Origin of the sequence: Mycobacterium gordonae, from assembly GCF_017086405.1 — a bacterium.
Classification (GTDB): Bacteria; Actinomycetota; Actinomycetes; order Mycobacteriales; family Mycobacteriaceae; genus Mycobacterium; species Mycobacterium gordonae_D.
The window spans coordinates 1,062,668-1,085,877 of the sequence record NZ_CP070973.1 but is presented as its reverse complement, the minus strand read 5'-3'; the positions used below and the strand labels follow the sequence as shown (position 1 = coordinate 1,085,877).

The following is a 23,210-nucleotide window of genomic DNA, read 5'->3' as shown; positions in this document are numbered from 1 at the left end:
GGCATGGCTTCCTCTGAATATGTGAGCGGTCGCGTCGATCTGGAGGCCTTGGCCGCCAACGCCAGTGCCGAACGGGCGCTGGAGGGGCTGCGTGCAGATTCCGAAACCGAACGTCCGCAGCCGCCCGTCGATCTGACCGCCGCCGCCTTCTTCGATGTGGACAACACGTTGGTGCAGGGTTCGTCGGCAGTGCACTTCGGCCGGGGGCTGGCCGCCCGGGACTACTTCACCTACCGGGACGTGCTCGGATTCGTCTACGCGCAGGCCAAGTTCCAGGTGCTCGGCAAGGAGAACAGCCAGGATGTCGCCGCCGGCCGGCGCAAGGCGCTGGCCTTCATCGAGGGCCGGTCGGTCGATGAACTGGTGCGACTCGGCGACGAAATCTACGACGAGATCATCGCCGACAAGATCTGGCCCGGCACCCGCGAACTCACCCAGATGCATCTCGACGCCGGCCAGCAGGTGTGGCTGATCACCGCCACCCCATACGAGCTGGCGGCAACCATCGCGCGCCGGCTCGGCCTGACCGGCGCCCTGGGCACCGTGGCCGAATCGGTCGACGGGATCTTCACCGGCAGGCTGGTGGGCGACATCTTGCACGGGACCGGCAAGGCACATGCGGTGCGTTCGCTGGCGATCCGGGAGGGACTCAACCTCAAGCGCTGCACCGCATATTCCGACAGTTACAACGACGTGCCCATGCTGTCCCTGGTGGGCACCGCGGTCGCGATCAACCCGGACGCCCGCCTGCGCAGCCTGGCCCGCGAGCGGGGCTGGGAAATTCGCGACTTCCGCACCGCACGCAAGGCCGCGCGCATCGGGGTGCCGTCCGCCCTGGCGCTGGGGGCGGCCGGCGGCGCGCTGGCGGCTCTGGCATCCCGGCGCCAATCACGCTGATAAGCTGCGCCGCTGAGCTAACTCTTCGATCGGAAAGCGGCGGCATGACTGTTCCCCAGGGGGCCGAAGGAATCATCGGTAAGCACTACCGGCAGGAAGACTACTTCGTGGTCGGACGCGAAAAGGTCCGTGAGTTCGCCCTTTCGGTCAAAGACGAGAACCCGATTCATCACAGCGAAGCCGTCGCCGCAGCGGCCGGCTACGACAAGCTGCCGGCCCCACTCACATTCCTGGCCATCGCCGGTCGGCGCGTTCAGCTGGAGATTTTCACCAAATTCAGCATCCCGATCAACATCGCCCGAGTCATGCACCGCGACCAGAAGTTCAAGTTCCACCGCCCGATCGTGGTCGGTGATGAGTTGCACTTCGACACCTATCTCGACTCGGTGATCCAGTCCCACGGCACGGTGCTGGCCGAAATACGCAGCGAAGTGACCGACGGCGAAGGAAAGCCCGTGATCACCAGCGTCGTCACCATGTTGGGCGAAGCGGCGCAGCACGACGCCGAGGCCGAGGCCACGGTGGCTGCAATTGCATCCATCGGATAGCGGCCGGTAGCGTCGGATCAATGACAGAAGGCACCCAGCTGCAGCCGCCGGTCGAGGCGGTGCAGTCGCACTACGACCGTTCCAACGAATTCTTCAAGCTCTGGCTCGACCCGTCGATGACCTACAGCTGCGCCTACTTCGATGAGAACCCGAACATCGATGAGCCACAGACCAAGACGCTCGAAGAGGCACAGTTCGCCAAGCGCAAGCTGGCGCTGGACAAGCTGAACCTCGAGCCCGGCATGACGCTGCTCGACATCGGCAGTGGCTGGGGTTCGACGATGCGGCACGCCGTCGAGCACTACGACGTGAACGTCATCGGGCTGACCCTCAGCGAGAACCAACTCGCCCACTGCCAGCAGAAGTTCGACGAGATGGACAGTCCACGCCGCAAAGAGGTGCGCCTGCAGGGCTGGGAGCTGTTCGACGAGCCGGTCGACCGGATCGTCTCGCTGGGAGCCTTCGAACACTTTGCCGACGGCGCCGGCGACGCCGGGTACGAGCGCTACGCCACCTTCTTCAAGAAGTACTACAGCCTGCTGCCCGACGACGGGCGGATGTTGCTGCACTCCATCGTGGTGCCGACCGCCGAAGAGGGTAAGGCGATGGGGCTGAAGACCACGATGACCCTGCTGCGCTTCATCAGCTTCATCCTGAGGGAGATTTACCCCGGCGGTAAGCTGCCCCAGGTCGAGCAGGTCGACCGCTACTCGACCGAGGCCGGTTTCAAGATCGAGCGCCACCACTTCATCGGCAAGAACTACGTCCCCACCTTGAACACCTGGGCCGACGCCCTGGAAGCGCACAAGGAGAAGGCCATTGAGCTCAAGGGCGAGCAGGAGTACGAGACCTTCATGAAGTACCTGCGTGGCTGCTCGGACCTGTTCCGCGACGGCTACACCAACGTCTGTCAGTTCACCCTGGTGAAGTAACAGGACATCGCTGCGCGAGCAGGCGCAAAAGCCCCGGTTTCGGTTCGAAATCCGGGGCTTTTCCGTCTCTCTCGAAAATGTGGTGACCCAAAGTTGGTGCGTGATTGGGGTGCCGGTGTTAGGCAGCTCCGGTGAGCGGTTCGAGAATGACGTTGTAGCCAAGATTCTCCAGTTGCTTGATTGCTTTGGCTTTGGTCTGCCCAGGGTTGTGCCGGGTGTAGTAGTCGGGTCCTGGATCCTGGTAGAAGGCGCCATTGATCAGCATGTTGTAGGCGTCGGTGAGCATCTTGTGTTCGAGGGCAACCAAAGCGATCTGGCCGGTTGATGAGCGGCGCTTGGGTTTGTTCTGGTTATGGCGCTTGGGTAGGGGTCGGTGAGTGCCGGCGATACGTCGGTAGCGGACGCTGTAGTAGGTGTCGTTGCTGCGGGCCGCCGACAGGGCCGCAACACCAAGTGCGGCTTTGAGGTGACGGTTACCGGGCAGGATGGACGCCGATTTGACCCGGCCCGCGGATTCGTTACAGCCCGGCACCACCCCGGCCCAGGACGCCAAATGCCCGGCGGTGGGAAACACGCTCATATCGCCGCCGGTTTCGGCGATGAACACAGTGGCGACCAGCTCAGACCACCCCGGGATACTCATCAGCAGTTCCCGGGTCGCGCAAAAAGGTTCGATCACCTCCTCGATGCGCTCATCAAGACGGGCGAGGTCGGCGTCGTGGGCATCGAGGCGGTCAAGGTATAACCGCACCATAAACGCGTGATGGTCGGTGAATCGCCCACGCAGCGCGTCGGTGAGCTGCGGGATCTTCTTGCGCAGGGTCCCTTTGGCTAGATCGGCGAGCGTCGCCGGATCGCGCTGGCCGGCACACAGCGCTTCGAGCATCGCCCGCCCCGAGACGCCGATGATCTCTGAGGCCACCGCGGAGAGTTTGATCCCAGTGTCTTCCAGTAGCTTTTCGAGCCGCTGGATCTCTTTGGTGCGCTCGCGGGTAATCACGGTGCGCGCCCGGGTCAGGTCGCGCAACACCCGAATCGGCGGTGGCGGCACGAACGATGCGCGCAACAGCCCATGGGCTCCCAGATCGGCCAGCCACGCCGCGTCGGAGACATCGGTCTTGCGGCCGGGGACGTTGCGTGCCGCTTTGGCGTTGACCAGGGTCACGTTCAACTGCTCTTCGAGCAGGTAGTAAAACGGTTTCCAGTAGTCCGAGGTGGACTCGATCACCACACACTCAACGTGCTCGGCCACCAGATGCTCGCGCAACGCCAGGATCTCGTTGGTCATCGAGCCCCACGTGGTCACCGTCGTCGACGTCGCCCGTCGGCCCTGCCCCTGAACACGGATACATGCCTTGGCGTCCTTCTTGGAAACGTCGAGGGCCGCGCACCGCGCATAAACGACTTCCATGATTACTCACCTCCAAAACACGTGCTATCAAGGGTGTTTCGGGGAGAGCGAAAACAAAACAGGAGTCTCTCTCGCGTGCTCACAGGCAACAATCCACCGCCCCCGCAACCAACACAGGGGTGCTCTCCAGCCCCAAGCTGCTCGGCGTGCTCAGAGCAACACAGACGCAACGGGGTCAACCGAAACACCCCTCAAGGGTCGACCCGCCCGACTCGCTGCGCAACCACCTCACCAGGCCGAACGCGCCGCACTAATTTTCATCCTCCACCGCGGGGCGCAGCCCCCCAGATAGCTGCTCGCGGACTCAGCCGAAGAAAATGTTGCGACGGCCGGCGAGCAGCCGGTACAGCGTCTGCTGGATCGTCTCGCGCACCTGGTCGGTCAACTCGAAGGTGACCATCGGATCCTCGGCGTCGCTGGGCGCGTAATCGGCGGTCTGAATGGGCTCACCGAACGCGATCCGCCACTTGGACGGCAGCGGCACCAGACCCGCGGGGCCGGCCAGCGGGAACAGCGGCGTCACCGGGAAGTACGGCAGACCGAACAAGCGCGCCAGCAACTTCACATCGGTCAGCATCGGGTAGATCTCTTCCGAGCCGATGATCGAGCACGGCACGATCGGGGCCTTGGTGCGCAACGCCGCCGAGACGAAGCCACCGCGCCCGAACCGCTGCAACCGGTAGCGGTCCTCGAAGCGCTTGCCCAGCCCCTTGTAGCCCTCCGGGAACACCGCGGTGAGTTCGCCGGACGCGAGTAACCGGTGCGCGTCGGCCGTGCAGGCCATGGTGTGACCGGCTTTACGCGCGGCCGACGAGATCACCGGCAGGTCGAACACCATATCGGCGGCGAGCAGACGCAGGTCGCGTTGCGCCGGGTGTTCGTCGTGCACGGCCACCGACAGCATCAAACCGTCGAACGGAAGCACCCCGGCGTGGTTGGCGACGACCAGCGCCGCGCCGTCGCTCGGGATGTTCTCGATGCCGCTGACTTCGACCCGGAACCAGGAGTTGAAGAAAAATCTCAGCAAAGGCCGCACGATCGCGTCGTTGAAGTGCGGATCGAACCCGAATTCGTCGACGCTGTAATCACCGATCAGCCGTTGGCGGAAGAACCCGGCCACGGCGGCGACGCGCTGGGCAAGATCGTTCAGCGGTGGTTCGCCGGCGGAAACCCCTCCGGCCGCGCGGCGGTGCTCGTCGATCTCGCGGACGACGGCAGCGATCTCTTCGGCCGATGCGCGGCCACTGGGGTCGGTTAGCAGCGAGGGGTGCTGTCGCGATGCGTCGGTTCGCTGATCTGCACGGCGTCTTGCCGCTACGCGACCCCGATTGCTGTGCAGTGGAATAACATTCGCTCTGGTTTCACCCGCCACGTTGTTTACCCAAATCTTATCTACGACCCCGCCCACGGCATGGGATTTCGGCTACCCCAGCGCTGCGCCACCGCTATGGCACGACCCTCCCAGGAGCGTACCCGATGCGGGTCGATAATGGGAGTCAAGCTGCGGCCGCGCATGTAGTCGTCGAACGCGTCTGCCGTCGACCATTTCGGCTGGTATCCGAGCTCTGAACGCATCCTGGTGGTGTCCATCACACGGCCGTAACTCAGGTACGCGAATTGGTCGCGACTGATCTCGTTGTAGCGGTTCGCGCGCCGCAGCGAATCGAGGGCCCACACGCCGAATCCCGGTACTGGCAAGGGAATTCGGCCGGCCCGACGAATCGCCTGGGACAACATGATGATTCCGTCCGCGCCGATGTTGAAGGTGCCGGCCCTACCGGCCATCGCGGCGCGCTCCAGCGCGCCCAGCGCGTCCTGCTCGTGCAGCAGTTGCAGCCGAGCGTCGCGGCCGAACATGGTTGGCACCAAAGGCCCCGCGAGATACCGCGACAGTGAGGTGTCCATGGCCGGGCCGATCATGTTGGCCAACCGCAGGATGGTCACCGCGATGTCGGGCCGGCGCCGGCCCAAACCCCGCACGTAACCCTCGATGTCGAGGCTGTCCTTGGCAAACCCCTCGCGGAAGGGTCGGCGGCTGCTGCTGTCCTCGGTGAACATGACCGGGTCGTGCGGGCTCGACCCGTACACCTCCGACGTCGACTTCAACACCACCCGGCGTACCGACGGCGCCTTCTGACACGCGGCGAACAGCTGCATCGCGCCCATCACGTTGAGTTCCTTCAACGCGGCCGTGCCACCCGATCGCGGCGCGTACGAGGCCGCCGCCGCGTGCACCACCGTGTCGACGTCTCCGTTTCGAATCACCTTCGCGATGAAGGGATTTCGGATGTCGGCGCGGACGAACTCGGCGCGGCCCATCCGGCGCAACATGTCTTTGCTCGGCGCTATCGCATCGACCGCGATGACACGGTTGATGAGCGGGTTCTGCACCAGCCGAGCGGTCAGGTATCCGCCCAGGAATCGGCATGCGCCGGTGACCAACACCACCTTCGGGTAGTGCACCGTGTCAGCGTTTGGCTGCTGGCCGCCGGTTCCACCACCGTCCTGGCCGTTCGACGAATCCACCTTGACAGCCTAGCGACGAGGGGAAACGGAGGCGTTACGGACGGGTGACGGTACCCGCGGGCAGAACTTACTTGCCAAGTTTTCTGCGCTGCACCCGAGTGCGACGTAGCAGCTTGCGGTGCTTCTTCTTCGACATACGCTTGCGCCGCTTCTTGATTACTGAACCCATGAACTCCGCTATCTCACCGGCCGTCTAAGACCCCAAAAGGACCAAGCCACCTTACCGAACCCGGGGCCTGCAACACCAAACCGGCCGGATGCCCAGGGCTCACCGCATCTGGTAAAGCGGGCAAAACCGCAGCGTCCTACGCCGTGCGAAGATCGCCTAGCCGGCGTCGAAGTACGACGTCTCCAGCATGTCGTGGACCGCCTTGGCGTGGACCCGGAAGGACCGGCCGACCCGAACCGCGGGCAGCTCACCGTTGTGCACCAACCGGTACACCGTCATCTTCGACACCCGCATCAGCGCCGCCACCTCGGCGACGGTGAGGAATTGTGTCCGGGATTGCGCGGCGTCGGCCGAACCGGCCGCCTTACCTGCAGAATCCCGTGCCGACGGCCCATTCGTTGACGTCATCGCAACCCAATCGTGTCAGGCCCGCGCAATGCCAGCGGCTTCCCCTCCGCTGGCACCCACACGGGCATACAAAGAGGAGAATAGCGGGACTAGTGGGGTTACTGGTACTGGTGAGAGACAATCAGTCGAAATTTCTTGAATTATTCCGATGTAATTCTCAGCTGCTCAGAACGGTTTTTCGCGGCCTGCACGGCGGCGTCTACCGCCACCCGAAATCCGCCTCGTTCCAGCGCCTGCAACCCGGCCGCGGTGGTGCCGCCGGGTGAAGTGACCGACGCCCGCAGCTGCGCCGGCGAGGTGTCGACCCGCAGACCGATCGGCTCGCCATCGGCGGGCCGGCGGCCTTCGTCCATTCGTTCCAGCAGCATCGCCGCCGACCCAGCCATGGTCTGCGCCGCCAGATCCGTGGCAACCTGACGACTCAACCCCACCGCGACGCCGGCGTCCACCAATGCCTCGACCAGGAGGAAGAAGTACGCTGGGCCGGAGCCGGACACCGCCGTCACCGCGTCTAGGTGCTGCTCGGAAACGGTGAGCACCCCGCCGACGGCGTCGAACAGTGCGGACACCTCTTCCAGTTGCGCGGCGCTGACGAACCGGCCCTTAGCCAGGGCGGTCACCCCGGCCCCGACCAGCGCCGCCGCATTGGGCATCGCCCGGATGACCGGCGTCCCGGCCGGCAGCTTGGACTCGAAATAGGTGATGGTGATGCCCGCCGCCACCGTCACGAAGACCTGCTCGGCACTGTCGTGCTCGGCCGCGGCCGCCGCGTCGGCGAGGTCGTCGATCACCGCCTCGACGTCGGCCGGCTTGACCGCGACGACGACGAACGTGGCATTCTCGGCCGCCTCCTTGACCGACGTCACCACCAGCACGCCGTAGGTGTTCGACAGGTACTTGGACCGGTCCGGCATCCGTTCGGCCACCACCAGGTCTTTGACCTGCCGGCCTGCCCGCAGCAGGCCGGACAACAGTGCCTCACCGATGCTGCCGCCGCCGATGATCGCGATTCTTGCCATGCCGGAAAGCATTCCAGACACAGCGGCCGCCCTACCGGGCAGGCGGGACCAGGGCCAGCTGGCGGGACTGCACCACGATGCGCCCCGCGGAGTCCACGACCGTATGGTCCTCGTCGAACCAGTCCTGACCGATCTCGACGCACGTGCAGATCACCCGCAACCACCCGTCGACGGGCAGCGACCGCAGGAAGGCGGTGTATTGGACGGTCGGCGCCCAGCCGGTGCGGTCCACGGCGAAGGTCACCGGCGCCGACAGGTCACCGCACAGCAGGGCGAACAGCCCGTCGGGGGCAACTCCCCGTGGACGCGCCCACATCTGCATCAACGGCGGACGCCCATCGGTTGACGGCTGCATCGTGGACACCAGCGGGCGGATATCGCAACCGGCACCCAGGTGCACCAGACCGGCCAGCGGGTGCCCGGTCCCGATCGGCTCCACATCGTCGGGCGGTTCTGGCGCCATCAGGTCCAGGACCGGGTTCGCTGACAACAGCGGCTCGCTCTTGCCTGGCAGATGATGTTCGGGCTCGCCCAGCGTGACCACCGCATGCACCGCGGTGCGCTCGCCCTGGACCAGCTCGACGTCGGCCACGCTGATCCGGCGGCCGCGCTTGCGAATCGCGGTGACCAGCCGCAGCGGACCCGGATCGGGCGCGGACAGGAAGTTCGCGGACACCGCGACCGGCTGCAGCGTGTCTGCGCCGAAGGCCATTCGGGCAGCTTTGGCGCACAACGCCACCATCACGCCGCCGTGGACCTTGGTGCCGATCGTCCAGTGCTCGGTCAGCTCGCCCTCGAACACCGGACCGTCCGGGCCGGCGCCCACTTCGCGCAGCGCCATGGCCGCGGTGAACAATGCGCTCATATCACCGCAGCAGGTGGGTTCGGGCGAACTGCAACGACTCGACCAGCATGGCTTCGCGTTCAGCGGCCGACCGTGCTCCCGAGGTGGACACTTCCAGCACCACGTGACCGGTGAAGTCACTCGCGGCCAGCATCTGACACACCTCGGCCGTCGGCTGGGTGCCCCGGCCGGGCACCAGGTGTTCATCGGCGGGCAGGCCGCTGCCGTCACACAGGTGCAGATGAGTCAGCCCCGAGCCCATCCGCCGCGCCATCTCCAGTGAGTCGGTGCCAGCCGTAGAGGTGTGCGAGAGGTCCAGCGTGTAGTGGGCGTGGTCGCCGTCCAGCGGGTCGTAGGACGGCGCGAAAGCCGAGATCGCCGGGCCGGGGCCGCCGCCGCGCCGGCGCATCCGTTCGCGGCTCTGATCACTGCCGAAGAATCGGTCGGCGCGGAATGGGAACATGTTCTCCACCGCGACCATGACGCTGCTGGACTCTTCCAGGGACTTGACCTGTTCGCGGAATCCCTCGGCATAGCGCCGCTGCCACCGAAACGGCGGGTGCACGACGACGGTCTGAGCGCCCAGTTGTTCGGCGGCGCGGACGCTGCGGTCCAGTTTCACGATCGGATTGGCGCCCCACACCCGCTGCGAGATCAGCAGGCAGGGCGCGTGCACCGACAGCACCGGCACGCCGTAGCGCCGTGACAGCCGCCCGATGGCATCGATGTCCTGGCTGACCGACTCCCCCCACACCATCAACTCGACGCCGTCGTAGCCGAGTCTGGCCGCGTACTCGAACGCGGCCTCGGTTCGCAGGGGGTAGACCGAGGCCGTCGACAAGCCGACTTTGATTGCTGGGCGCACTGTGTGTCTGGAGCGCCTAACCGGTTTGCAACAGGGCCATCGGTCCGAGGGTGATGAGCGCACCCACTGCGACCGCGATCAACGTGCTGGCGATGTCCTCGGTCTTACGGACCACCCGGACGCCGACCACCAGACCGAGGATCACCAGAACCGAGAGCACCAGGGCCACGATGGAGTTCCAGCGCCAGAGCTGGTCGAACGCGATGAACAGACCGGCGCCGAACACCACGGCCAGGATGGACTGCAGCACGGTCAGGACCGCACGTCCCAGCACCGCGACCGTGCTTCCGGAGCGGCGCGGCGGCGCTTTACCGGCGGTGTCGGGTTCGTCTTCGTCCACCGCTGTGCGCTCGCTGCGTCGCCGGGCTACCTCGTCGGCGATCGATTGTCCGCCGAACAGCGTGTGTTCGGCGCCGTCGTCGGGGTCCTGCAGATAGGAGCGCACGTAGGCGGAGTCCTCGACCGGCGCCTCCGCCTCGCTGATCTCGCTGTCCAGGACGTCAACGGAGGCGTCGGTGTAGTGCCCCACCGGATCCGGGCTCATGCTGTCGGCGCCGGACTGCTGCCCGACAGGGTCGCCTGCGTCGGGTAGCTGGCGAACCGGCCGTGGGTATTCGCTGCGCTCGGGGCCGGTCCGGCGGGTGGCGATCGGCTCCGACTTGGGCCAGCGTGGCTCCGGCTCGGCCCAGTAGGCGGTCTTGGTCTCGGGCTCGGCGGTGGTGGTGACGGCCGGTTCCGGGATCTGCTCGACAACGGGTTCAGCGGGCGGCGGCGGTGCGGCGACCGGAGGCGGCGGTGCCGGTGGTGCGGCCGGTGGCGGCGCCGGCGTGGAGCGGTCATCACGGATGATGGGGATCTCGCCGGTCAGTTCGGCGACGGTCACCGAGTCGTCACCGCGACGGCGCCGGCGGCGACGTGTGACCGCGGGGGCTCCGATAGTCCCATTCCTGGCCAGCAGTTCGGCCACCGAGATCTGCTTGGTGTCCTCGGAGTCTGGTTCGGTCATGCTTTGTTGCCTCTCGATCGGGTAGGCGAATTCCGATCAACTAACTGACGTCCAGCATCCCGCACCGACGTCTCGACCAGTGCCGTCCCGTCGGCTTCGGCATCGAGTTTGCGCAAGATGAGACCCTCCCGTAGCGCCCACGGGCAGATATCCACCTGTTCGATCGACAGCGCTCGCATGCTCGCCTCCGCCACCAGGGCACCGGCGACGATTTGCGGTGCCCGCTCGGCGCTGACTCCTTCCAGTTCTGCCCGGTCAGCGGTCGTCATCCTAGAGATGAAAGATATGAGTTGTCTGAGGCCGTTTGCTGTCAGCGTCCGCTTCACCCGCGGGCCGGCGGCCGACGGGGCGGCGCCGGTGAGGCGCGCCAGCGACCGGAATGTCTTCGAAGTCGCCACGGCGAGATCGGGAGCACCGGCGTCGAGGACCGTCGCCCCGGCCTCAGACAGCTCGGCATCCAGCCAATCGCGCAGCATCGCGACCCTGCGCCGACCGGGCGGATCGTCGGGCAGCCATTCCCGGGTCAACCGGCCGGCCCCCAACGGCAGCGACATCGCGACCTCGGGCTCCTCGTCGACCCCGCTGGAGATCTCCAGCGAGCCGCCGCCGATGTCGAGGTTGACGATGCGTCCGGCACTCCATCCGAACCAGCGCCGCACCGCCAGGAAGGTCAGCCGCGACTCGTCGACTCCCCGCAGCACCTGCAGTTCGACACCGGTCTCCTTACGCACCCGGGCCAGCACGTCGTCGGAGTTCTCCGCATCCCGGACGGCGGAGGTCGCGAAGGCCATCAGCTCGGCACAGCCGGAGCTGACACCGATCTTGGCGAACTCGTCGATGGTGGAAACCAGCTTGTCGGCGCCGCGTTTGGTGATCTTGCCGGAGCTGTCGGTGGCCTCGGCCAGGCGCAGGGTGGCCTTGGTCGAACTCATCGGCGTCGGGTGGCCACCGCGGTGCGCATCGACCACCAGCAGGTGGACGGTGTTACTGCCCACGTCCAACACACCCAATCGCACGGATTCAACCTAGTCGGGGTGCCGACGCCCCCGTCTCTCGACCCGCTGCCCAACGCCGCGCCGACGGCTTGACAGCGGGCGGCCCGACGTGCCCGGTGGTCATCGGGATCGTGGACTAACGTTGCACCCGTGGCGAACTGGCGGCCCGGCCAAGAGGTCGATCTGGATTTCACCCGCGAATGGGTGGAGTTCTACGACCCCGACAATCCCGAACACCTCATCGCGGCCGACATGACCTGGCTGCTGTCCCGCTGGACGTGTGTGTTCGGCACTCCGGCCTGTCAGGGCACTGTCGCCGAGCGCCCGGACGACGGCTGCTGCTCGCACGGGGCGTTCCTCTCCGACGACGACGACCGGGCCCGGCTGGACGACGCGGTGCAGAAGCTGACCGAAGACGACTGGCAGTTCCGTGACAAGGGGTTGGGCCGCAAGGGATACCTGGAGCTCGACGAGAACGACGGCGAGCCGCAGTACCGCACCCGCAAACACAAGAACGCCTGTATCTTCCTGAACCGCCCCGGGTTTCCCGGCGGAGTCGGCTGCGCACTGCACAGCAAGGCCCTCAAACTGCAGGTCCCGCCGCTGACGATGAAACCCGACGTGTGCTGGCAGTTGCCGATCCGGCGCAGTCAGGACTGGGTGACCCGACCCGACGGGACGGAGATCCTCAAGACCACTGTCACCGAGTACGACCGCCGCGGCTGGGGTTCCGGCGGGGCAGATCTGCACTGGTACTGCACCGGTGATCCGGCCGCCCACGTCGGCGCCAAGCAGGTGTGGCAAAGCCTCGCCGACGAACTCACCGAGTTGCTAGGCGAAAAGGCGTACGCGGAGCTTGCGGCAATGTGCAAGCGCCGCAGCCAGTTAGGGCTGGTCGCGGTGCATCCGGCCACCCGCGCCGCGCAGTAGGGGCCTACTCCCCGAGCAGGTTTGCTCAAATGAATCACCGGCCGACCTGTCGGCGTTAATATCGCACGACTGGCTCCGGGCCGATTCGGGTTGCGCCTGGACTAGCAGACAGGGAGTCGACCGTGTCTTTTGTGGTGTCCAGCCCCGATGTGGTGGCCCCGGCAGCGAGCGAGCTGGCTCGGCTCGGATCAACCATCCAAATAGCCAACAGGGCCGCGGCGGCGACGACAACGCGGTTGCTGCCGGCGGCTGCCGACGAGGTGTCGACGGCGGTGGCGGCGCTATTCGGTCAACAAGCACGGAGCTATCAGGCGCTGAGCCTGCGAGCTGCAGCTTTCCATGAGCAGTTTGTCGCGGCCATCACGAGCAGCGCGGCGTCATATGCCACCGCAGAGACCGCCAACGCCGGACCCCTGCAGCTTGTGCTGGACGTCATCAACGCCCCCACCCAGACCCTGCTGGGTCGCCCGCTGATCGGTAACGGCGCGGCAGCGCCGGCAGGCAGCGGGCAAAACGGCGGAGACGCCGGGATATTGATCGGCAACGGCGGAAACGGTGGCTCCGGCACCCTCAACCAGGGTGCCGCCGGCCCCGGCGGCAACGGTGGTGCCGCCGGCCTGCTGTGGGGGCGGGGCGGTAACGGCGGGGCGGGCGCGAACAGCGGGAACCAAGCCCCCGGCGGTGCCGGTGGCAACGGGGCGGCCGGCGGATTGTTCGGCAGCGGCGGTAATGGCGGCGCGGGCGGCAGGGGTGGCCCCGGTGACATCGGAGGCGTCGGCGGTGCGGGTGGTGCCGCCGGATTCTTCGGCACCGGCGGCAGCGGGGGCACCGGAGGCGGCGGGGGTAGTGCCGGTGGGGCCGGCGCCAGCGGCGGTGGGGGCGGCCGGGGCGGCCTGCTGTTGGGCGACGGCGGCGCTGGCGGCAACGGGGGTGACGGACTGACGGTGGGTGACGGCGGCAATGGGGGGGCCGGTGGGCTGGGCGGGAGGTTGTGGGGCAACGGCGGAGCCGGGGGCGCCGGTGGTAGCGGCGGCAACGTCGCCGGCGTCGCCGCCAACGGCGGTGCCGGCGGCGGCGGCGGATTATTGTTCGGCGACGGCGGCGCCGGCGGTGGCGCCGGCATCGGATTCAACGGTTTGCCCGGGGCCGGCGGCAGCGGCGGAACCGCCGGCTTCTTGATCGGCAACGGCGGCGACGGTGGATTCGGCATCACGGGTGGAGCAGCCGGCAAGGCCGGAGTGCTGATCGGCAATGGCGGTGACGGCGGCGTCGACACCGGTCAGTCCGGCACCAGCGCCGGATTCCTCTTCGGCAACGGCGGCGCTGGTGCTAACGCCCTGGCCGGGGGGGTCGGCGGCGGCAACGGTGGCAACGGTGGCTTGATTGGCGACGGTGGCGTCGGCGGCCGGGGTGCCAACAGTAGCGTCGGCGCCGCTGGGGGCAATGGAGGCAACAGCGGACTGCTATACGGCAACGGAGGGACCGGCGGAAACGGCGGCAATGCCTCGGGCGTCGGCGGAGTTGCCGGCGGCGGCGGCCGGGGCGGTGCCGCCACTGGCTTGTTCGGTTCCGGAGGTGCCGGTGGGCTCGGCGGGAACGCACCCGCCAACGGAATTGCCGGTGGCGGCGGAGCCGGCGGGTCCGCCGCGGGCTTCGGCAATGGCGGTCGCGGCGGAACCGGCGGGAACGGCAACTTCGTCGGCAGCGGCGGTGCCGGCGGCGACGCCAGATTCATCGGCAACGGCGGCGCCGGGGGAAACGCCGGGACCGGCGGCAACTTCGACGCGGTGGGCGGCGGCGGCGGCAATGCGTGGTTGATCGGCGACGGCGGCAACGGCGGGAACGGTTTCGGCCTGGCGCCTGGGGGCACCGGCGGAACCGGTGGACTGTTGTACGGCCGGTACGGGACGAACGGTACGCCGTAGGCGACGGGCCTCCGACCTGCCTCATCAGGAACCCCGGTAGGCCATCACCATCCGCCGGGCGCTGGCGTGCAGGTATGCCTCCACAGCTGCAGCGGCGCCGGTCGCGTCGCGGGCGGTAGCCGCGTCGGTGATCGCCTGCAGGTCTGCCACCACGGGCTCGGGGTCGTCGTAAGCACGGGTGAGTTCGTGTTCGCGACCCCCGAACGCGTCCTCGACCCAGCGGTACAGCAAACCTAACGCCCGATTGCGGGTGCTGTGGATGAGCACGTGGAAGTAGGCGAGGTCAGCGGCCTGTCGCGCAGCCGCCGTCTCTGCGGCCCGCACCTCGGCCACGGCTGCGGCCAACGCCCGGTGGTCCTCGGGCGTACCGCGCTGTGCGGCCAGCCGCCCGATCACCGGACCCAGTGCCGCCCGGACTTCGAGTAGCTCGATCAGAAACTCCGGACCCAACTTGCGCACGAGGGCTTCCACCACCGCCGGATGGGTGAGACCCGCGGGATCGCGCACCACGGTGCCGCTGCCCTGCCGGACATCGATCAGCCCCATCTGCTGCAGGCGGGCCAGTCCCTGGCGCAACGAAGTCCTGTTCACACCGAGCTGATCGGCGAGTTCTCGCTCGGGCGGCAGCGTCGATCCGGGCGGGAACACGCCATCGAGGATGGCGTCGGCGATCGACGCGGCGATCTGCTCGTCGACGCGTCGGCGATCTGGCGGCGGAATCGAAATTGATTGGTTCATTGGCTCAACCAATACCGTAAACTGACCGCCAAGCAGGCACAACCCGGTGCGCGTGTCCGAACGGAGGTAACGCAGTGGACGACGAAATGCGATCAGCCGCCGCCCCGCGATGGGGCGGTACGCAAGGGCGTCTGGAGGTCTGGTACGCGACGCTCTCAGACCCGGTGTCACGCGCGGGGCTCTGGGTGCACTGCGAGACGGTGGCGCCTACCGTCGGTGCGCCGTACGCCCACGGCTGGGTGACCTGGTTTCCACCGCAGGGTCCGCCCCGTACCGAGCGCTTCGGCCCCGAACCTGCGCAACCCGCCACCGGCGCGCTGTGGTTCGACGCGGCCGGTGCCGTGGTGGGCCCCGAGCGGCTCACCGGACGTACCGGTTCGCTGGCCTGGGACCTGTCCTGGAAGGACACCGCAGCGCCGCTGTGGACGTTTCCCCGCCTGGCGTGGGAACGAGAGCTGCTGCCCGGCGCTCAGGTGGTGCTGGCCCCCACCGCCGACTTCAGCGGTTCGCTGACCGTCGACGGCGCAGACGTTCCCTTCGACCGCTGGCGCGGCAACGTCGCACACATTTACGGGCATGGCAACGCCAAGCGTTGGGGTTGGATCCATGCCGACCTCGGTGACGGCGACGTGCTGGAGGCCGTCAGCGCCGTGTCGCACAAGCCCGGCCTCAACCGACTGTCCCCACTGGCCTTCATTCGCTTCCGGATCGACGGGAAAGACTGGCCCGCAAGCACTTTGCCGTCACTGCGGATGAGGACGACACTCGGTCTCGAGCACTGGCAGATGGAGGGCCGCATCGGCCGGCGCGAGGTGCTGATCCGGGTCGATCAGCCCAAGGAACGTTGCGTGAGCCTTCAGTACACCGATCCCGACGGCGGCGGGTGCGTGTGCACCAACACCGAGCAAGCCGACGTCCACATCGAGATCAGTCGCCGCCGCGACGGCATTCGAGGCGCTCGGGTGGTCGAACGCAGCTGGTCGGTGATCGGCACCGGCCACACCGAAGTCGGCCTGCGCGGACAGCAGGCGCCGCCCGTCAACGAAAGGATCCCGTCATGAGCTTCGCCCTCGATCCACCACTGCTGTTCGCCTCCGGACTGCTCATCGAACGCCGCCTGCCCCCCGAGCGCCGCGATGTCGCCGAAGCCGCCGTACTCGGAGTGTTCTTCGCCGGATCGTTCGGCCTTTACCACAACGTGCCCGGGCTGGGCTTCTTGTGGCGGCCGTTCCGCGCCCAGAACGGTCGCGACTTCATGTGGAACTCAGGCGCTTTCAACCTGGACACCGCCGAGCTGGACTGGCCGGCACACGCCGCGGCCGGCGGCATCTTCGCCACCTACCCGTTCTTCCTCAAGCTCGGACGCGCACTCGGCCGACGCGTGGCGGCACGGTCATGAGCCGGCTGGCCGATCGCGTCGGCCGGTCCTCGATAGCCTCCTTCGGCACCGCGCTCCTGCCGCCGGAGCACGGCGGGCCTACCGCGGCAGAGTTCGCCCAACGCGTCGACCGATATCTGAAGCGAATGCCGCCCACATCACGAATGGCGGTGCGCGCCGGCCTGGCCTCCCTGGCGGCGGCGAGCTACCTCACCACCGGCCGGTCGCTAGCGCGACTCGAGCCCGGCGAACGCGAACGGTTACTGCACCGCATCGCGGCGCTCAACGCCGATGCCGGTGCCGCGGTCGAAGGCATGAAGGTGATCGGATTGTTGGCCAATGGCGCCGATACCTATGCAGCCGAACTGCTTTCGCGCGCCCAGGACGCCACCGTGGTACGCCCGGATGCGGCGCTGGAGCTCACCCGCTCAGCCGACAGCGCCTCTGTCGTCACCACCGATGTGGTGATCGTCGGATCCGGTGCCGGCGGCGCGATGGCGGCCCGCACCCTGGCCCGGGCCGGTCTCGGGACCGTCGTACTGGAGGAGGGACGTCGCTGGACGGTCGAGGAGTTCCGCACCACTCACCCGATCGACCGCTACGCCGGTCTGTACCGGGGCGCCGGGACCACGATCGCCCTTGGTCGCCCCGCGGTGGTGCTGCCGATGGGCCGAGCGGTCGGAGGCACCACGGTAGTGAATTCGGGCACTTGTTTTCGCCCGCCGGATGCCGTGCAGCGGCACTGGCGCGACGAGTTCGGTCTAGGGTTCGCCGACCCGGACCGGCTGCGAGTGCACCTCGACGAGGTTGAGCGCACCCTGCGGGTCGCACCGGTGCCACTGGACGTGATGGGCCGCAACGGAAACCTTCTGTTGGACGCCGCCGGCGCACTGGGCTGGCAAGCGGCGCCCATCCCCCGCAACGCACCGGGCTGCGAAGGCTGCTGCCAGTGCGCTATCGGCTGTCCGCACAACGCGAAATTCGGGGTGCACCTCAACGTGCTGCCGCAGGCCTGCGCGGCCGGGGCGCGCATCATCTCCGAAGCGCGCGCCGAACGGGTGCTGGTCGAGAGCGGTCGGGCCCGCGGTGTGCGCGCCCGCCGGCCCGACGGCACCGCGATCGATATCCTCGCCGCTACCGTGATCGTCGCAGCGGGTGCGACGGAGACACCAATGCTGTTGCGTCGCAGTGGCATTGGACAACATCCGCGGATGGGTCGCAACCTCGCGCTGCATCCGGCCTCGGTCCTGGCCGGGCGCTTCGACGACGACGTCTATGCCTGGCGCGGTGTGCTGCAGAGCGCGGCCGTCCACGAATTCCATGAGTCCGACGGCGTGCTGATCGAGGCGACGTCCACCCCGCCCGGCATGGGGTCGATGGTGTACCCGGGTTACGGCGCGGAGCTGTTGCGCTGGCTCGACCAGGCACCCCAGGTCGCGACGTTCGGCGCGATGGTGGCCGACCAAGGTGTCGGTTCGGTGCATTCGGTGCGCGGCGAGACGGTGGTGCGCTACGACATCGCGCCGGCCGACATCGCCAAATTGCGGGTGGCTCTGGCGGCCATCGGCAAGCTATTGTTCGCTGCCGGCGCGGTCGAGGTGCTCACCGGCCTGCCCGGTGCGCCGACGGTGAAATCGCAGACCGAGCTGCGGGACCTGCTCGCCCGCACCAACCCGCGCAGCCTGCACCTGGCCGCGTTCCATCCGACGGGGACCGCGGCCGCCGGATCCGACGAGCAGGTCTGCCCGGTCGATTCGACCGGCCGGCTGCGCGGCGTGAACGGCGTGTGGGTTGCCGACGCTTCGATCCTGCCCAGCTGCCCAGAGGTGAACCCGCAGGTCTCGATCATGGCGCTGGCGCTGGCGGTGGCCGACGAGGTGGTCGCGGCGGGCTAACCCTCCAGCTTGTAGCCCAGCCCGCGGACCGTCACCAGGTGTACCGGATTGGCCGGATCTGCCTCGATCTTCGAACGCAGGCGCTTGACGTGGACGTCGAGCGTCTTGGTGTCCCCGACGTAATCCGCACCCCAGACCCGATCGATCAGCTGTCCCCGGGTCAGCACCCGCCCGCTGTTGCGCATCAGATATTCCAGCAGGTCGAACTCCTTGAGCGGCAACGTGATGGCGTCGCCGTTCACCGAGACGACATGCCGTTCGACGTCCATCCGGACCGGACCCGACTCGAGGACTCCGTCACTGATCTCGGAATCGTCGTCGCCGCCGCGGCGCAACACCGCCCGAATGCGGGCGATCAGTTCGCGTGCCGAATACGGCTTGGTCACGTAGTCGTCGGCGCCCAACTCCAGACCGACCACCTTGTCGATCTCGCTGTCCCGGGCGGTCACCATGATCACCGGCACACCGGAGCGCGCACGCAGCTGCTTGCACACGTCGGTTCCCGACATGCCGGGCAGCATCAGGTCCAGGAGCACGATGTCGGCCCCAGACCGATCGAACTCCGCCAGCGCCGAGGGGCCGTCGGTGACCACCGTGGCCTCGAAGCCCTCTTTGCGCAGGAGAAACGCCAGCGGATCGGCCAGCGACTCCTCGTCCTCGACAATCAGCACGCTAGTCATCTGCGCGACTCCTCCTCATCGCCACGTTCGGCATCGTCGTTCACGCTCGTCATCAGCGACTCAGTTCTTCCTCTCGTTGTGGCCTGGGCCTGACCTCACGACCCAGCAACTGCTCAGGTTCTTGATTGATGTCGTCCGGCGCACCATCCCCGCCGAACGCCGGAATGGACAGCGTGAACGTCGATCCGGTCCCCGGTTTGCTCCACACGCCGATACTGCCGCCGTGGTTGGCCGCGACGTGCTTGACGATGGCCAGCCCCAGCCCACTGCCCCCGGTGGCGCGCGACCGCGCCTTGTCACCGCGGAAGAATCGCTCGAAAACCCGCTCCTGGTCCTCCAGCGCGATTCCGATGCCCCGGTCGGTGACCGCCACCTCGATATTGTCGCCGCGCCGGCGCCGGCTGATCGACACCAGGGATCCGCGCGGGGAGTAGGCGATCGCGTTGGACACCAGGTTGGCCAACGCGGTCACCAGCAGGGTCTGGTCGCCCAGCACCCGCAGACCGCTGGGCGCATCGGTACGGATCTCGATGTCGGCGTTCTCCGCCGCCACCTTGTGGCGTGAAATCGCTTCCGACACCACGGTGTCGACGTCGACATCGGTCACGTTGGACAACCGCTCGGCGCCCTGCAGGCGCGACAGCTCGATCAGCTCGGCCACCATGTCACCCAACCGGTTGGCCTCGATCAGGACTTTCTCGGCGAAGCGCCGGACCGTCTCGGTGTCATCGGCGGAGGCGAGCAGTGCCTCGGCGAGCAGGGTCATGGCGCCGACCGGCGTCTTGAGTTCGTGGCTGACATTGGCCACGAAATCGCGCCTGGTCGCCTCCATGCGCGCGTAGTCGGACTGATCGTGGACGAACACCACGGCGAATCGGCGGTCTTCCTCGCTCAGCAGCCGGGCGTGCCCGTGTACCGACAGTCCGGACCTGCCGCCCGCCCGCTTGACCGGCGCGAGGTCGAACTCGACATCGTCACCACCTAGGGCCTGCTGCGCGGCCTTCCAGGCAGCGTCGTCAAGCTGCCGGTCGCGCACCAAACCGAGTTCCTTGGCACGATCGTTGAGATAGACGACATCGCGGTGAGTATCCACCACTGCGGCACCCATCGGCATCAGGGCGACGATGCGTTGCAGCATCTGGGCGACGGTGATACCCGTCCCGTCGGTGGCGGCGCCGTGGCGGTGTTGCCCTGCCTGCCTCGACAGCCGGGCGCCCACCACGATGCCTACGGCCAGTGCCAGTCCGGACAGAACCCCGGCCAGCAACAGTGCCGAGAACACAGTCACATCCAAAATCCTACAAATCGGGTGAACACCGCCCTAGCGGAGCGCGGCCAAATTCGGACAAGTCACACGTCGCGGTGCAGGTGTTCCGCTGCCGTTAACGCGGTGTTCAGCCGACGGTCCGTTGCGGGCCGCAATCAGCCTTTCGCCGCGCCCTGGCTGGCCACGGCCGCGGCACCCGCGGCAGCCGCCTCCGGGTCCAGATAGGTACCACCTGGCACCTTCGGGCGCAGCTGCGCGTCCAGGTCGTAGCGCAACGGAATACCGGTGGGAATGTTCAGGCCCACGACGTCCTCGTCGGACATCTGGTCCAGATGCTTGACCAGCGCCCGTAGCGAGTTGCCGTGCGCGACGATCAGTACCGTCTTTCCGGTGCGCAGGTCCGGAACGATGACGTCGGTGTAGTACGGCAGGAAGCGCGCCACCACGTCGGCCAGGCATTCGGTGAGCGGCCCGCCGTTGATGTTCGCGTAGCGAGGGTCGGCGTCCTGACTGAACTTGCTGCCCTTCTCGATGGGCGGTGGCGGCGTGTCGTAGCTGCGCCGCCAGGCCATGAACTGATCTTCGCCATAGCGCTCTTTCGTCTCCGCCTTGTCCAGGCCCTGCAGCGCGCCGTAATGGCGCTCGTTGAGTCGCCAACTGCGATGAACCGGGATCCACAATCGGTCGGCGGCATCCAAGGCCAGATGCGCGGTACTGATGGCGCGGCGGAGCAACGAGGTGTAGAGCACGTCGGGCAGCAGGTCCTGCTCGACCAACAGCTCGCCGCCGCGCACCGCCTCGGTGCGCCCTTTCTCGGTCAGTCCGACGTCGACCCAGCCGGTGAAAAGATTGAGGGCGTTCCATTCGCTCTCGCCATGGCGAAGCAGCACCAGCGTGGCAGTGTCTCCCATGCCGGCAAGTCTCTCACGCGGTCTCGTCGTCTTCGTCGATCAGGTGCGCGAACGCCTCCAAGTTCTTCAGCGACTCACCCCGCGATACCCGCCACTCCCATTCCTTTTGAATGGAAGAGCGAAAACCCAACTCCAGCAACGTATTGAAGTCCGAATCCACCGCCTCGAGCACCTGACCCAGCACCCGGTCGAGCTCGTCGGCGTCAACCGAGGCCAGCGACATCCGGCCGATGAGGTAGATATCGCCGACCTTGTCCAAGGTGTAGGCGACCCCGTACAGGCGACGGTTGCGCTTGAGCAGAAACCGGTACACGCCCTCGTGGTTTTCGTCGGGTTTGCGGCACACGAACGCCTCGACCCGCACGGAATGCTCGCCGATGCTCAGAATCGTGTTCGTCTTGAGTTTGCGCTCCCCCGGCAGCTCAACGATGATCCCCGCCAACCCGCCGTGCGCGCCGGAGTGTTTGGAGTAAATGAGCTCGCTGGCCCGCAGCGCGTCCTCGATCACCTGTTCCACACTCATGCGCCCACCCCCCGCCGGGCCGACCAGCGCCTCGGCTTGCGCTTGGAGACGAGATCGCGTACCCGGCGCTGACGTCCAGCGCGGAAGTCGTCGATCGCGCGCCGATAGCTGCCCAGCAGCGCGTCCGTGGTGTTGTCCCAGGAAAAGCCGGCGGCATGCTTGACCGCGGCCCGGCTCATCGCCCAGCCCTGGGGTCCGGAATTGACGCGCAGCAGGTGACCTATGGCGTCGGCCCACTGCCCGACGTCATGCCCCGACACCAGCGTGCCCGTGACGCCGTCGCGCACGGCCACCGGCAGCCCACCCACCGCGGCCGCCACCACCGGCGTGCCGCACGCCTGCGCCTCCACCGCGACCAGGCCGAACGATTCCGAATAACTCGGCACGGCAACCAGATCCGCCGCATGAAACAACGCGGCCAGATCTGTACGGGACTGCGGCGGCAGGAAGGTCACCCGCGAGGCGATGCCGAGTTCCTCAGCGAGGCGCGCCAAACCATCCGGTGACGCCAGGCCGCTGCCGGATGGTCCGCCGGCCACGACGATGCGCACGCCCGGCAGGCGCGCTGCCGCCCGCAGCACGATATCGGGCGCCTTGAGCGGTTGGATGCGCCCGACGAAGGCCACCACCGGCTCTCCGGGCGCAAGTCCCAGCCCGGCCCGGGCGGCCGCCCGGTCACCCGGCCGAAAGACTTCCAGGTCAACCCCGGGATGCACCACGTCGATCCGGGCCGGATCCGCACGGTGCAACGAAATCAGTTGTCGTGCTTCGTCTTCGGTGTTGACGATGAGCCGATCCGCCTCGTCGACGACCTGCTGTTCGCCCACCGTGCGCAACGGCGGCTCGGCAGTGTCCCCCTCGGCCAGCGCTGCGTTCTTCACCGCGGCCAACGTGTGCGCGGTGTGCACCAGCGGCACCGCCCAGCGCTCTCGGGCCAGCCAGCCGACCTGACCGGACAACCAGTAATGAGAGTGCACGATGTCGTAGTAGCCGGGCTCGTGCGCGGCCTCGGCGCGCAACACGCCCGCGGCGAAGGCACACAGTTGAGTCGGCAGGTCGTACTTGTCCAAGCCCTCGAACGGCCCGGCGACGACATTGCGCACCAGCACGCCAGGCGCGGCCCGCACCACCGGCGGATCGGCGGATGCGGTGGCCCGGGTGAAGATCTCCACCTCGATGCCGCGCTTGGCCAGATGCAATGCGCTCTGCAGCACGTAGACATTCATGCCGCCGGCGTCTCCGGTGCCGGGCTGCGCCAGCGGCGAGGTATGCACCGCGAGCAGGGCTACCCGGCGTGGTTCGTCGTCGTAACGCACACTGTCATCTTTACAGGACGCACCGAA

At 67.4% G+C, this 23,210-nt stretch carries 24 protein-coding genes; 8 read left to right on the top strand and 16 right to left on the bottom strand.

Annotation, left to right across the window (positions count from 1 at the left end; all coding sequences use genetic code 11):
- The first annotated feature begins 3 nt into the window (after positions 1-3).
- The 3 genes from JX552_RS04675 to JX552_RS04665 are packed head-to-tail and all read left to right on the top strand — an operon-like array spanning position 4 to position 2,377.
- A complete protein-coding gene (locus JX552_RS04675) occupies positions 4-897 on the top strand; it encodes an HAD family hydrolase (RefSeq protein ID WP_205876312.1) in 894 nt (297 codons plus the stop codon).
- A gap of 44 nt (positions 898-941) precedes the next feature.
- On the top strand, positions 942-1,445 hold the full coding sequence (locus JX552_RS04670) for an FAS1-like dehydratase domain-containing protein (protein WP_205876311.1): 504 nt from the start codon (positions 942-944) through the stop codon (positions 1,443-1,445).
- A gap of 20 nt (positions 1,446-1,465) precedes the next feature.
- A complete protein-coding gene (locus tag JX552_RS04665; protein ID WP_205876310.1) occupies positions 1,466-2,377 on the top strand; it encodes a cyclopropane mycolic acid synthase family methyltransferase in 912 nt (303 codons plus the stop codon).
- A 118-nt stretch (positions 2,378-2,495) separates the two neighbouring features.
- Here the strand turns inward: JX552_RS04665 and JX552_RS04660 are convergent, their stop codons facing one another.
- The 10 genes from JX552_RS04660 to JX552_RS04615 all read right to left on the bottom strand — a co-directional run bounded on the left by JX552_RS04660 (position 2,496) and on the right by JX552_RS04615 (position 11,641).
- A complete protein-coding gene (locus tag JX552_RS04660) occupies positions 2,496-3,788 on the bottom strand; it encodes an IS110 family RNA-guided transposase (protein ID WP_205876309.1) in 1,293 nt (430 codons plus the stop codon).
- 304 nt (positions 3,789-4,092) lie between these two features.
- Positions 4,093-5,175 carry a lysophospholipid acyltransferase family protein gene (locus JX552_RS04655; protein ID WP_205878231.1) on the bottom strand — a complete coding sequence of 361 codons (1,083 nt, stop codon included), beginning with the start codon at positions 5,173-5,175 and terminating at the stop codon, positions 4,093-4,095.
- A gap of 5 nt (positions 5,176-5,180) precedes the next feature.
- Entirely contained in the window at positions 5,181-6,314 is a 1,134-nt protein-coding gene (locus tag JX552_RS04650; RefSeq protein WP_205876308.1) for an SDR family oxidoreductase, read from the bottom strand.
- A gap of 67 nt (positions 6,315-6,381) precedes the next feature.
- Entirely contained in the window at positions 6,382-6,483 is a 102-nt protein-coding gene (locus JX552_RS04645) for a 30S ribosomal protein bS22 (protein ID WP_003402602.1), read from the bottom strand.
- Between the two features lie 156 nt (positions 6,484-6,639).
- Positions 6,640-6,891, bottom strand: a complete 252-nt coding sequence (locus tag JX552_RS04640) for a cell division/environmental response transcriptional regulator (protein WP_065044559.1) — start codon at positions 6,889-6,891, stop codon at positions 6,640-6,642.
- Between the two features lie 140 nt (positions 6,892-7,031).
- Entirely contained in the window at positions 7,032-7,910 is an 879-nt protein-coding gene (proC, locus tag JX552_RS04635; RefSeq protein WP_205876307.1) for a pyrroline-5-carboxylate reductase, read from the bottom strand.
- 31 nt (positions 7,911-7,941) lie between these two features.
- A complete protein-coding gene (locus JX552_RS04630) occupies positions 7,942-8,775 on the bottom strand; it encodes a thioesterase family protein (RefSeq protein ID WP_205876306.1) in 834 nt (277 codons plus the stop codon).
- 1 nt (position 8,776) lies between these two features.
- The gene (locus tag JX552_RS04625; protein ID WP_205876305.1) at positions 8,777-9,619 is read right to left on the bottom strand and encodes a sugar phosphate isomerase/epimerase family protein; all 843 of its coding nucleotides are present in this window, start codon (positions 9,617-9,619) and stop codon (positions 8,777-8,779) included.
- Between the two features lie 16 nt (positions 9,620-9,635).
- Positions 9,636-10,625 carry a hypothetical protein gene (locus JX552_RS04620; protein WP_205876304.1) on the bottom strand — a complete coding sequence of 330 codons (990 nt, stop codon included), beginning with the start codon at positions 10,623-10,625 and terminating at the stop codon, positions 9,636-9,638.
- Positions 10,622-11,641: a Ppx/GppA family phosphatase gene (locus tag JX552_RS04615; protein ID WP_205876303.1), complete on the bottom strand. Its 1,020-nt coding sequence runs from the start codon at positions 11,639-11,641 to the stop codon at positions 10,622-10,624. Before JX552_RS04615 ends, JX552_RS04620 begins: the two co-directional genes overlap by 4 nt.
- Positions 11,642-11,770: 129 nt before the next feature.
- Here JX552_RS04615 and JX552_RS04610 point away from each other — a divergent pair, with 129 nt between their 5' ends.
- Together JX552_RS04610 and JX552_RS04605 are read left to right on the top strand one after the other, a co-directional pair.
- A complete protein-coding gene (locus JX552_RS04610; RefSeq protein WP_205876302.1) occupies positions 11,771-12,550 on the top strand; it encodes a DUF3109 family protein in 780 nt (259 codons plus the stop codon).
- Between the two features lie 122 nt (positions 12,551-12,672).
- Positions 12,673-14,475: a PE family protein gene (locus JX552_RS04605; RefSeq protein ID WP_205876301.1), complete on the top strand. Its 1,803-nt coding sequence runs from the start codon at positions 12,673-12,675 to the stop codon at positions 14,473-14,475.
- Positions 14,476-14,499: 24 nt separating this feature from the next.
- Here JX552_RS04605 and JX552_RS04600 read toward each other — a convergent pair whose 3' ends face one another.
- Positions 14,500-15,213 (bottom strand): FadR/GntR family transcriptional regulator, encoded by a 714-nt coding sequence (locus JX552_RS04600; RefSeq protein ID WP_205876300.1) that lies wholly within the window; start codon positions 15,211-15,213, stop codon positions 14,500-14,502.
- A 74-nt stretch (positions 15,214-15,287) separates the two neighbouring features.
- On the opposite strand from JX552_RS04600, the gene JX552_RS04595 reads away from it, so the two are divergent.
- The 3 genes from JX552_RS04595 to JX552_RS04585 are packed head-to-tail and all read left to right on the top strand — an operon-like array spanning position 15,288 to position 18,486.
- Positions 15,288-16,274 (top strand): tocopherol cyclase family protein, encoded by a 987-nt coding sequence (locus JX552_RS04595; protein WP_205876299.1) that lies wholly within the window; start codon positions 15,288-15,290, stop codon positions 16,272-16,274.
- Positions 16,271-16,612, top strand: coding sequence for a hypothetical protein (locus JX552_RS04590; RefSeq protein ID WP_205876298.1), 342 nt, complete (start codon positions 16,271-16,273; stop codon positions 16,610-16,612). Before JX552_RS04595 ends, JX552_RS04590 begins: the two co-directional genes overlap by 4 nt.
- Positions 16,609-18,486, top strand: a complete 1,878-nt coding sequence (locus JX552_RS04585; RefSeq protein ID WP_205876297.1) for a GMC family oxidoreductase N-terminal domain-containing protein — start codon at positions 16,609-16,611, stop codon at positions 18,484-18,486. The genes JX552_RS04590 and JX552_RS04585 overlap by 4 nt, the downstream gene beginning before the upstream one ends.
- Here JX552_RS04585 and regX read toward each other — a convergent pair.
- The 5 genes from regX to mshA all read right to left on the bottom strand — a co-directional run bounded on the left by regX (position 18,483) and on the right by mshA (position 23,183).
- The gene (gene regX, locus JX552_RS04580; protein ID WP_055578713.1) at positions 18,483-19,166 is read right to left on the bottom strand and encodes a two-component sensory transduction protein RegX; all 684 of its coding nucleotides are present in this window, start codon (positions 19,164-19,166) and stop codon (positions 18,483-18,485) included. The genes JX552_RS04585 and regX overlap by 4 nt on opposite strands.
- A 52-nt stretch (positions 19,167-19,218) precedes the next feature.
- The gene (locus JX552_RS04575; protein ID WP_205876296.1) at positions 19,219-20,454 is read right to left on the bottom strand and encodes a sensor histidine kinase; all 1,236 of its coding nucleotides are present in this window, start codon (positions 20,452-20,454) and stop codon (positions 19,219-19,221) included.
- A 134-nt stretch (positions 20,455-20,588) separates the two neighbouring features.
- Positions 20,589-21,344 (bottom strand): phosphoglyceromutase, encoded by a 756-nt coding sequence (locus JX552_RS04570; protein WP_205876295.1) that lies wholly within the window; start codon positions 21,342-21,344, stop codon positions 20,589-20,591.
- A 13-nt stretch (positions 21,345-21,357) separates the two neighbouring features.
- Positions 21,358-21,867 carry a type III secretion system chaperone family protein gene (locus JX552_RS04565; protein WP_205876294.1) on the bottom strand — a complete coding sequence of 170 codons (510 nt, stop codon included), beginning with the start codon at positions 21,865-21,867 and terminating at the stop codon, positions 21,358-21,360.
- Positions 21,864-23,183: a D-inositol-3-phosphate glycosyltransferase gene (mshA, locus tag JX552_RS04560; protein WP_431195919.1), complete on the bottom strand. Its 1,320-nt coding sequence runs from the start codon at positions 23,181-23,183 to the stop codon at positions 21,864-21,866. The genes JX552_RS04565 and mshA overlap by 4 nt, the downstream gene beginning before the upstream one ends.
- Positions 23,184-23,210: the final 27 nt, after the last annotated feature.

Coding starts and splice junctions, on each gene's coding strand:
- JX552_RS04675 (WP_205876312.1), top strand. CDS start 4: ATGGCTTCCTCTGAATATGTGAGCGGTCGCGTCGATCTGGAGGCCTTG.
- JX552_RS04670 (WP_205876311.1), top strand. CDS start 942: ATGACTGTTCCCCAGGGGGCCGAAGGAATCATCGGTAAGCACTACCGG.
- JX552_RS04665 (WP_205876310.1), top strand. CDS start 1,466: ATGACAGAAGGCACCCAGCTGCAGCCGCCGGTCGAGGCGGTGCAGTCG.
- JX552_RS04660 (WP_205876309.1), bottom strand. CDS start 3,788: ATGGAAGTCGTTTATGCGCGGTGCGCGGCCCTCGACGTTTCCAAGAAG.
- JX552_RS04645 (WP_003402602.1), bottom strand. CDS start 6,483: ATGGGTTCAGTAATCAAGAAGCGGCGCAAGCGTATGTCGAAGAAGAAG.
- JX552_RS04640 (WP_065044559.1), bottom strand. CDS start 6,891: ATGACGTCAACGAATGGGCCGTCGGCACGGGATTCTGCAGGTAAGGCG.
- proC (WP_205876307.1), bottom strand. CDS start 7,910: ATGGCAAGAATCGCGATCATCGGCGGCGGCAGCATCGGTGAGGCACTG.
- JX552_RS04630 (WP_205876306.1), bottom strand. CDS start 8,775: ATGAGCGCATTGTTCACCGCGGCCATGGCGCTGCGCGAAGTGGGCGCC.
- JX552_RS04620 (WP_205876304.1), bottom strand. CDS start 10,625: ATGACCGAACCAGACTCCGAGGACACCAAGCAGATCTCGGTGGCCGAA.
- JX552_RS04600 (WP_205876300.1), bottom strand. CDS start 15,213: ATGAACCAATCAATTTCGATTCCGCCGCCAGATCGCCGACGCGTCGAC.
- JX552_RS04590 (WP_205876298.1), top strand. CDS start 16,271: ATGAGCTTCGCCCTCGATCCACCACTGCTGTTCGCCTCCGGACTGCTC.
- JX552_RS04585 (WP_205876297.1), top strand. CDS start 16,609: ATGAGCCGGCTGGCCGATCGCGTCGGCCGGTCCTCGATAGCCTCCTTC.
- regX (WP_055578713.1), bottom strand. CDS start 19,166: ATGACTAGCGTGCTGATTGTCGAGGACGAGGAGTCGCTGGCCGATCCG.
- JX552_RS04570 (WP_205876295.1), bottom strand. CDS start 21,344: ATGGGAGACACTGCCACGCTGGTGCTGCTTCGCCATGGCGAGAGCGAA.
- JX552_RS04565 (WP_205876294.1), bottom strand. CDS start 21,867: ATGAGTGTGGAACAGGTGATCGAGGACGCGCTGCGGGCCAGCGAGCTC.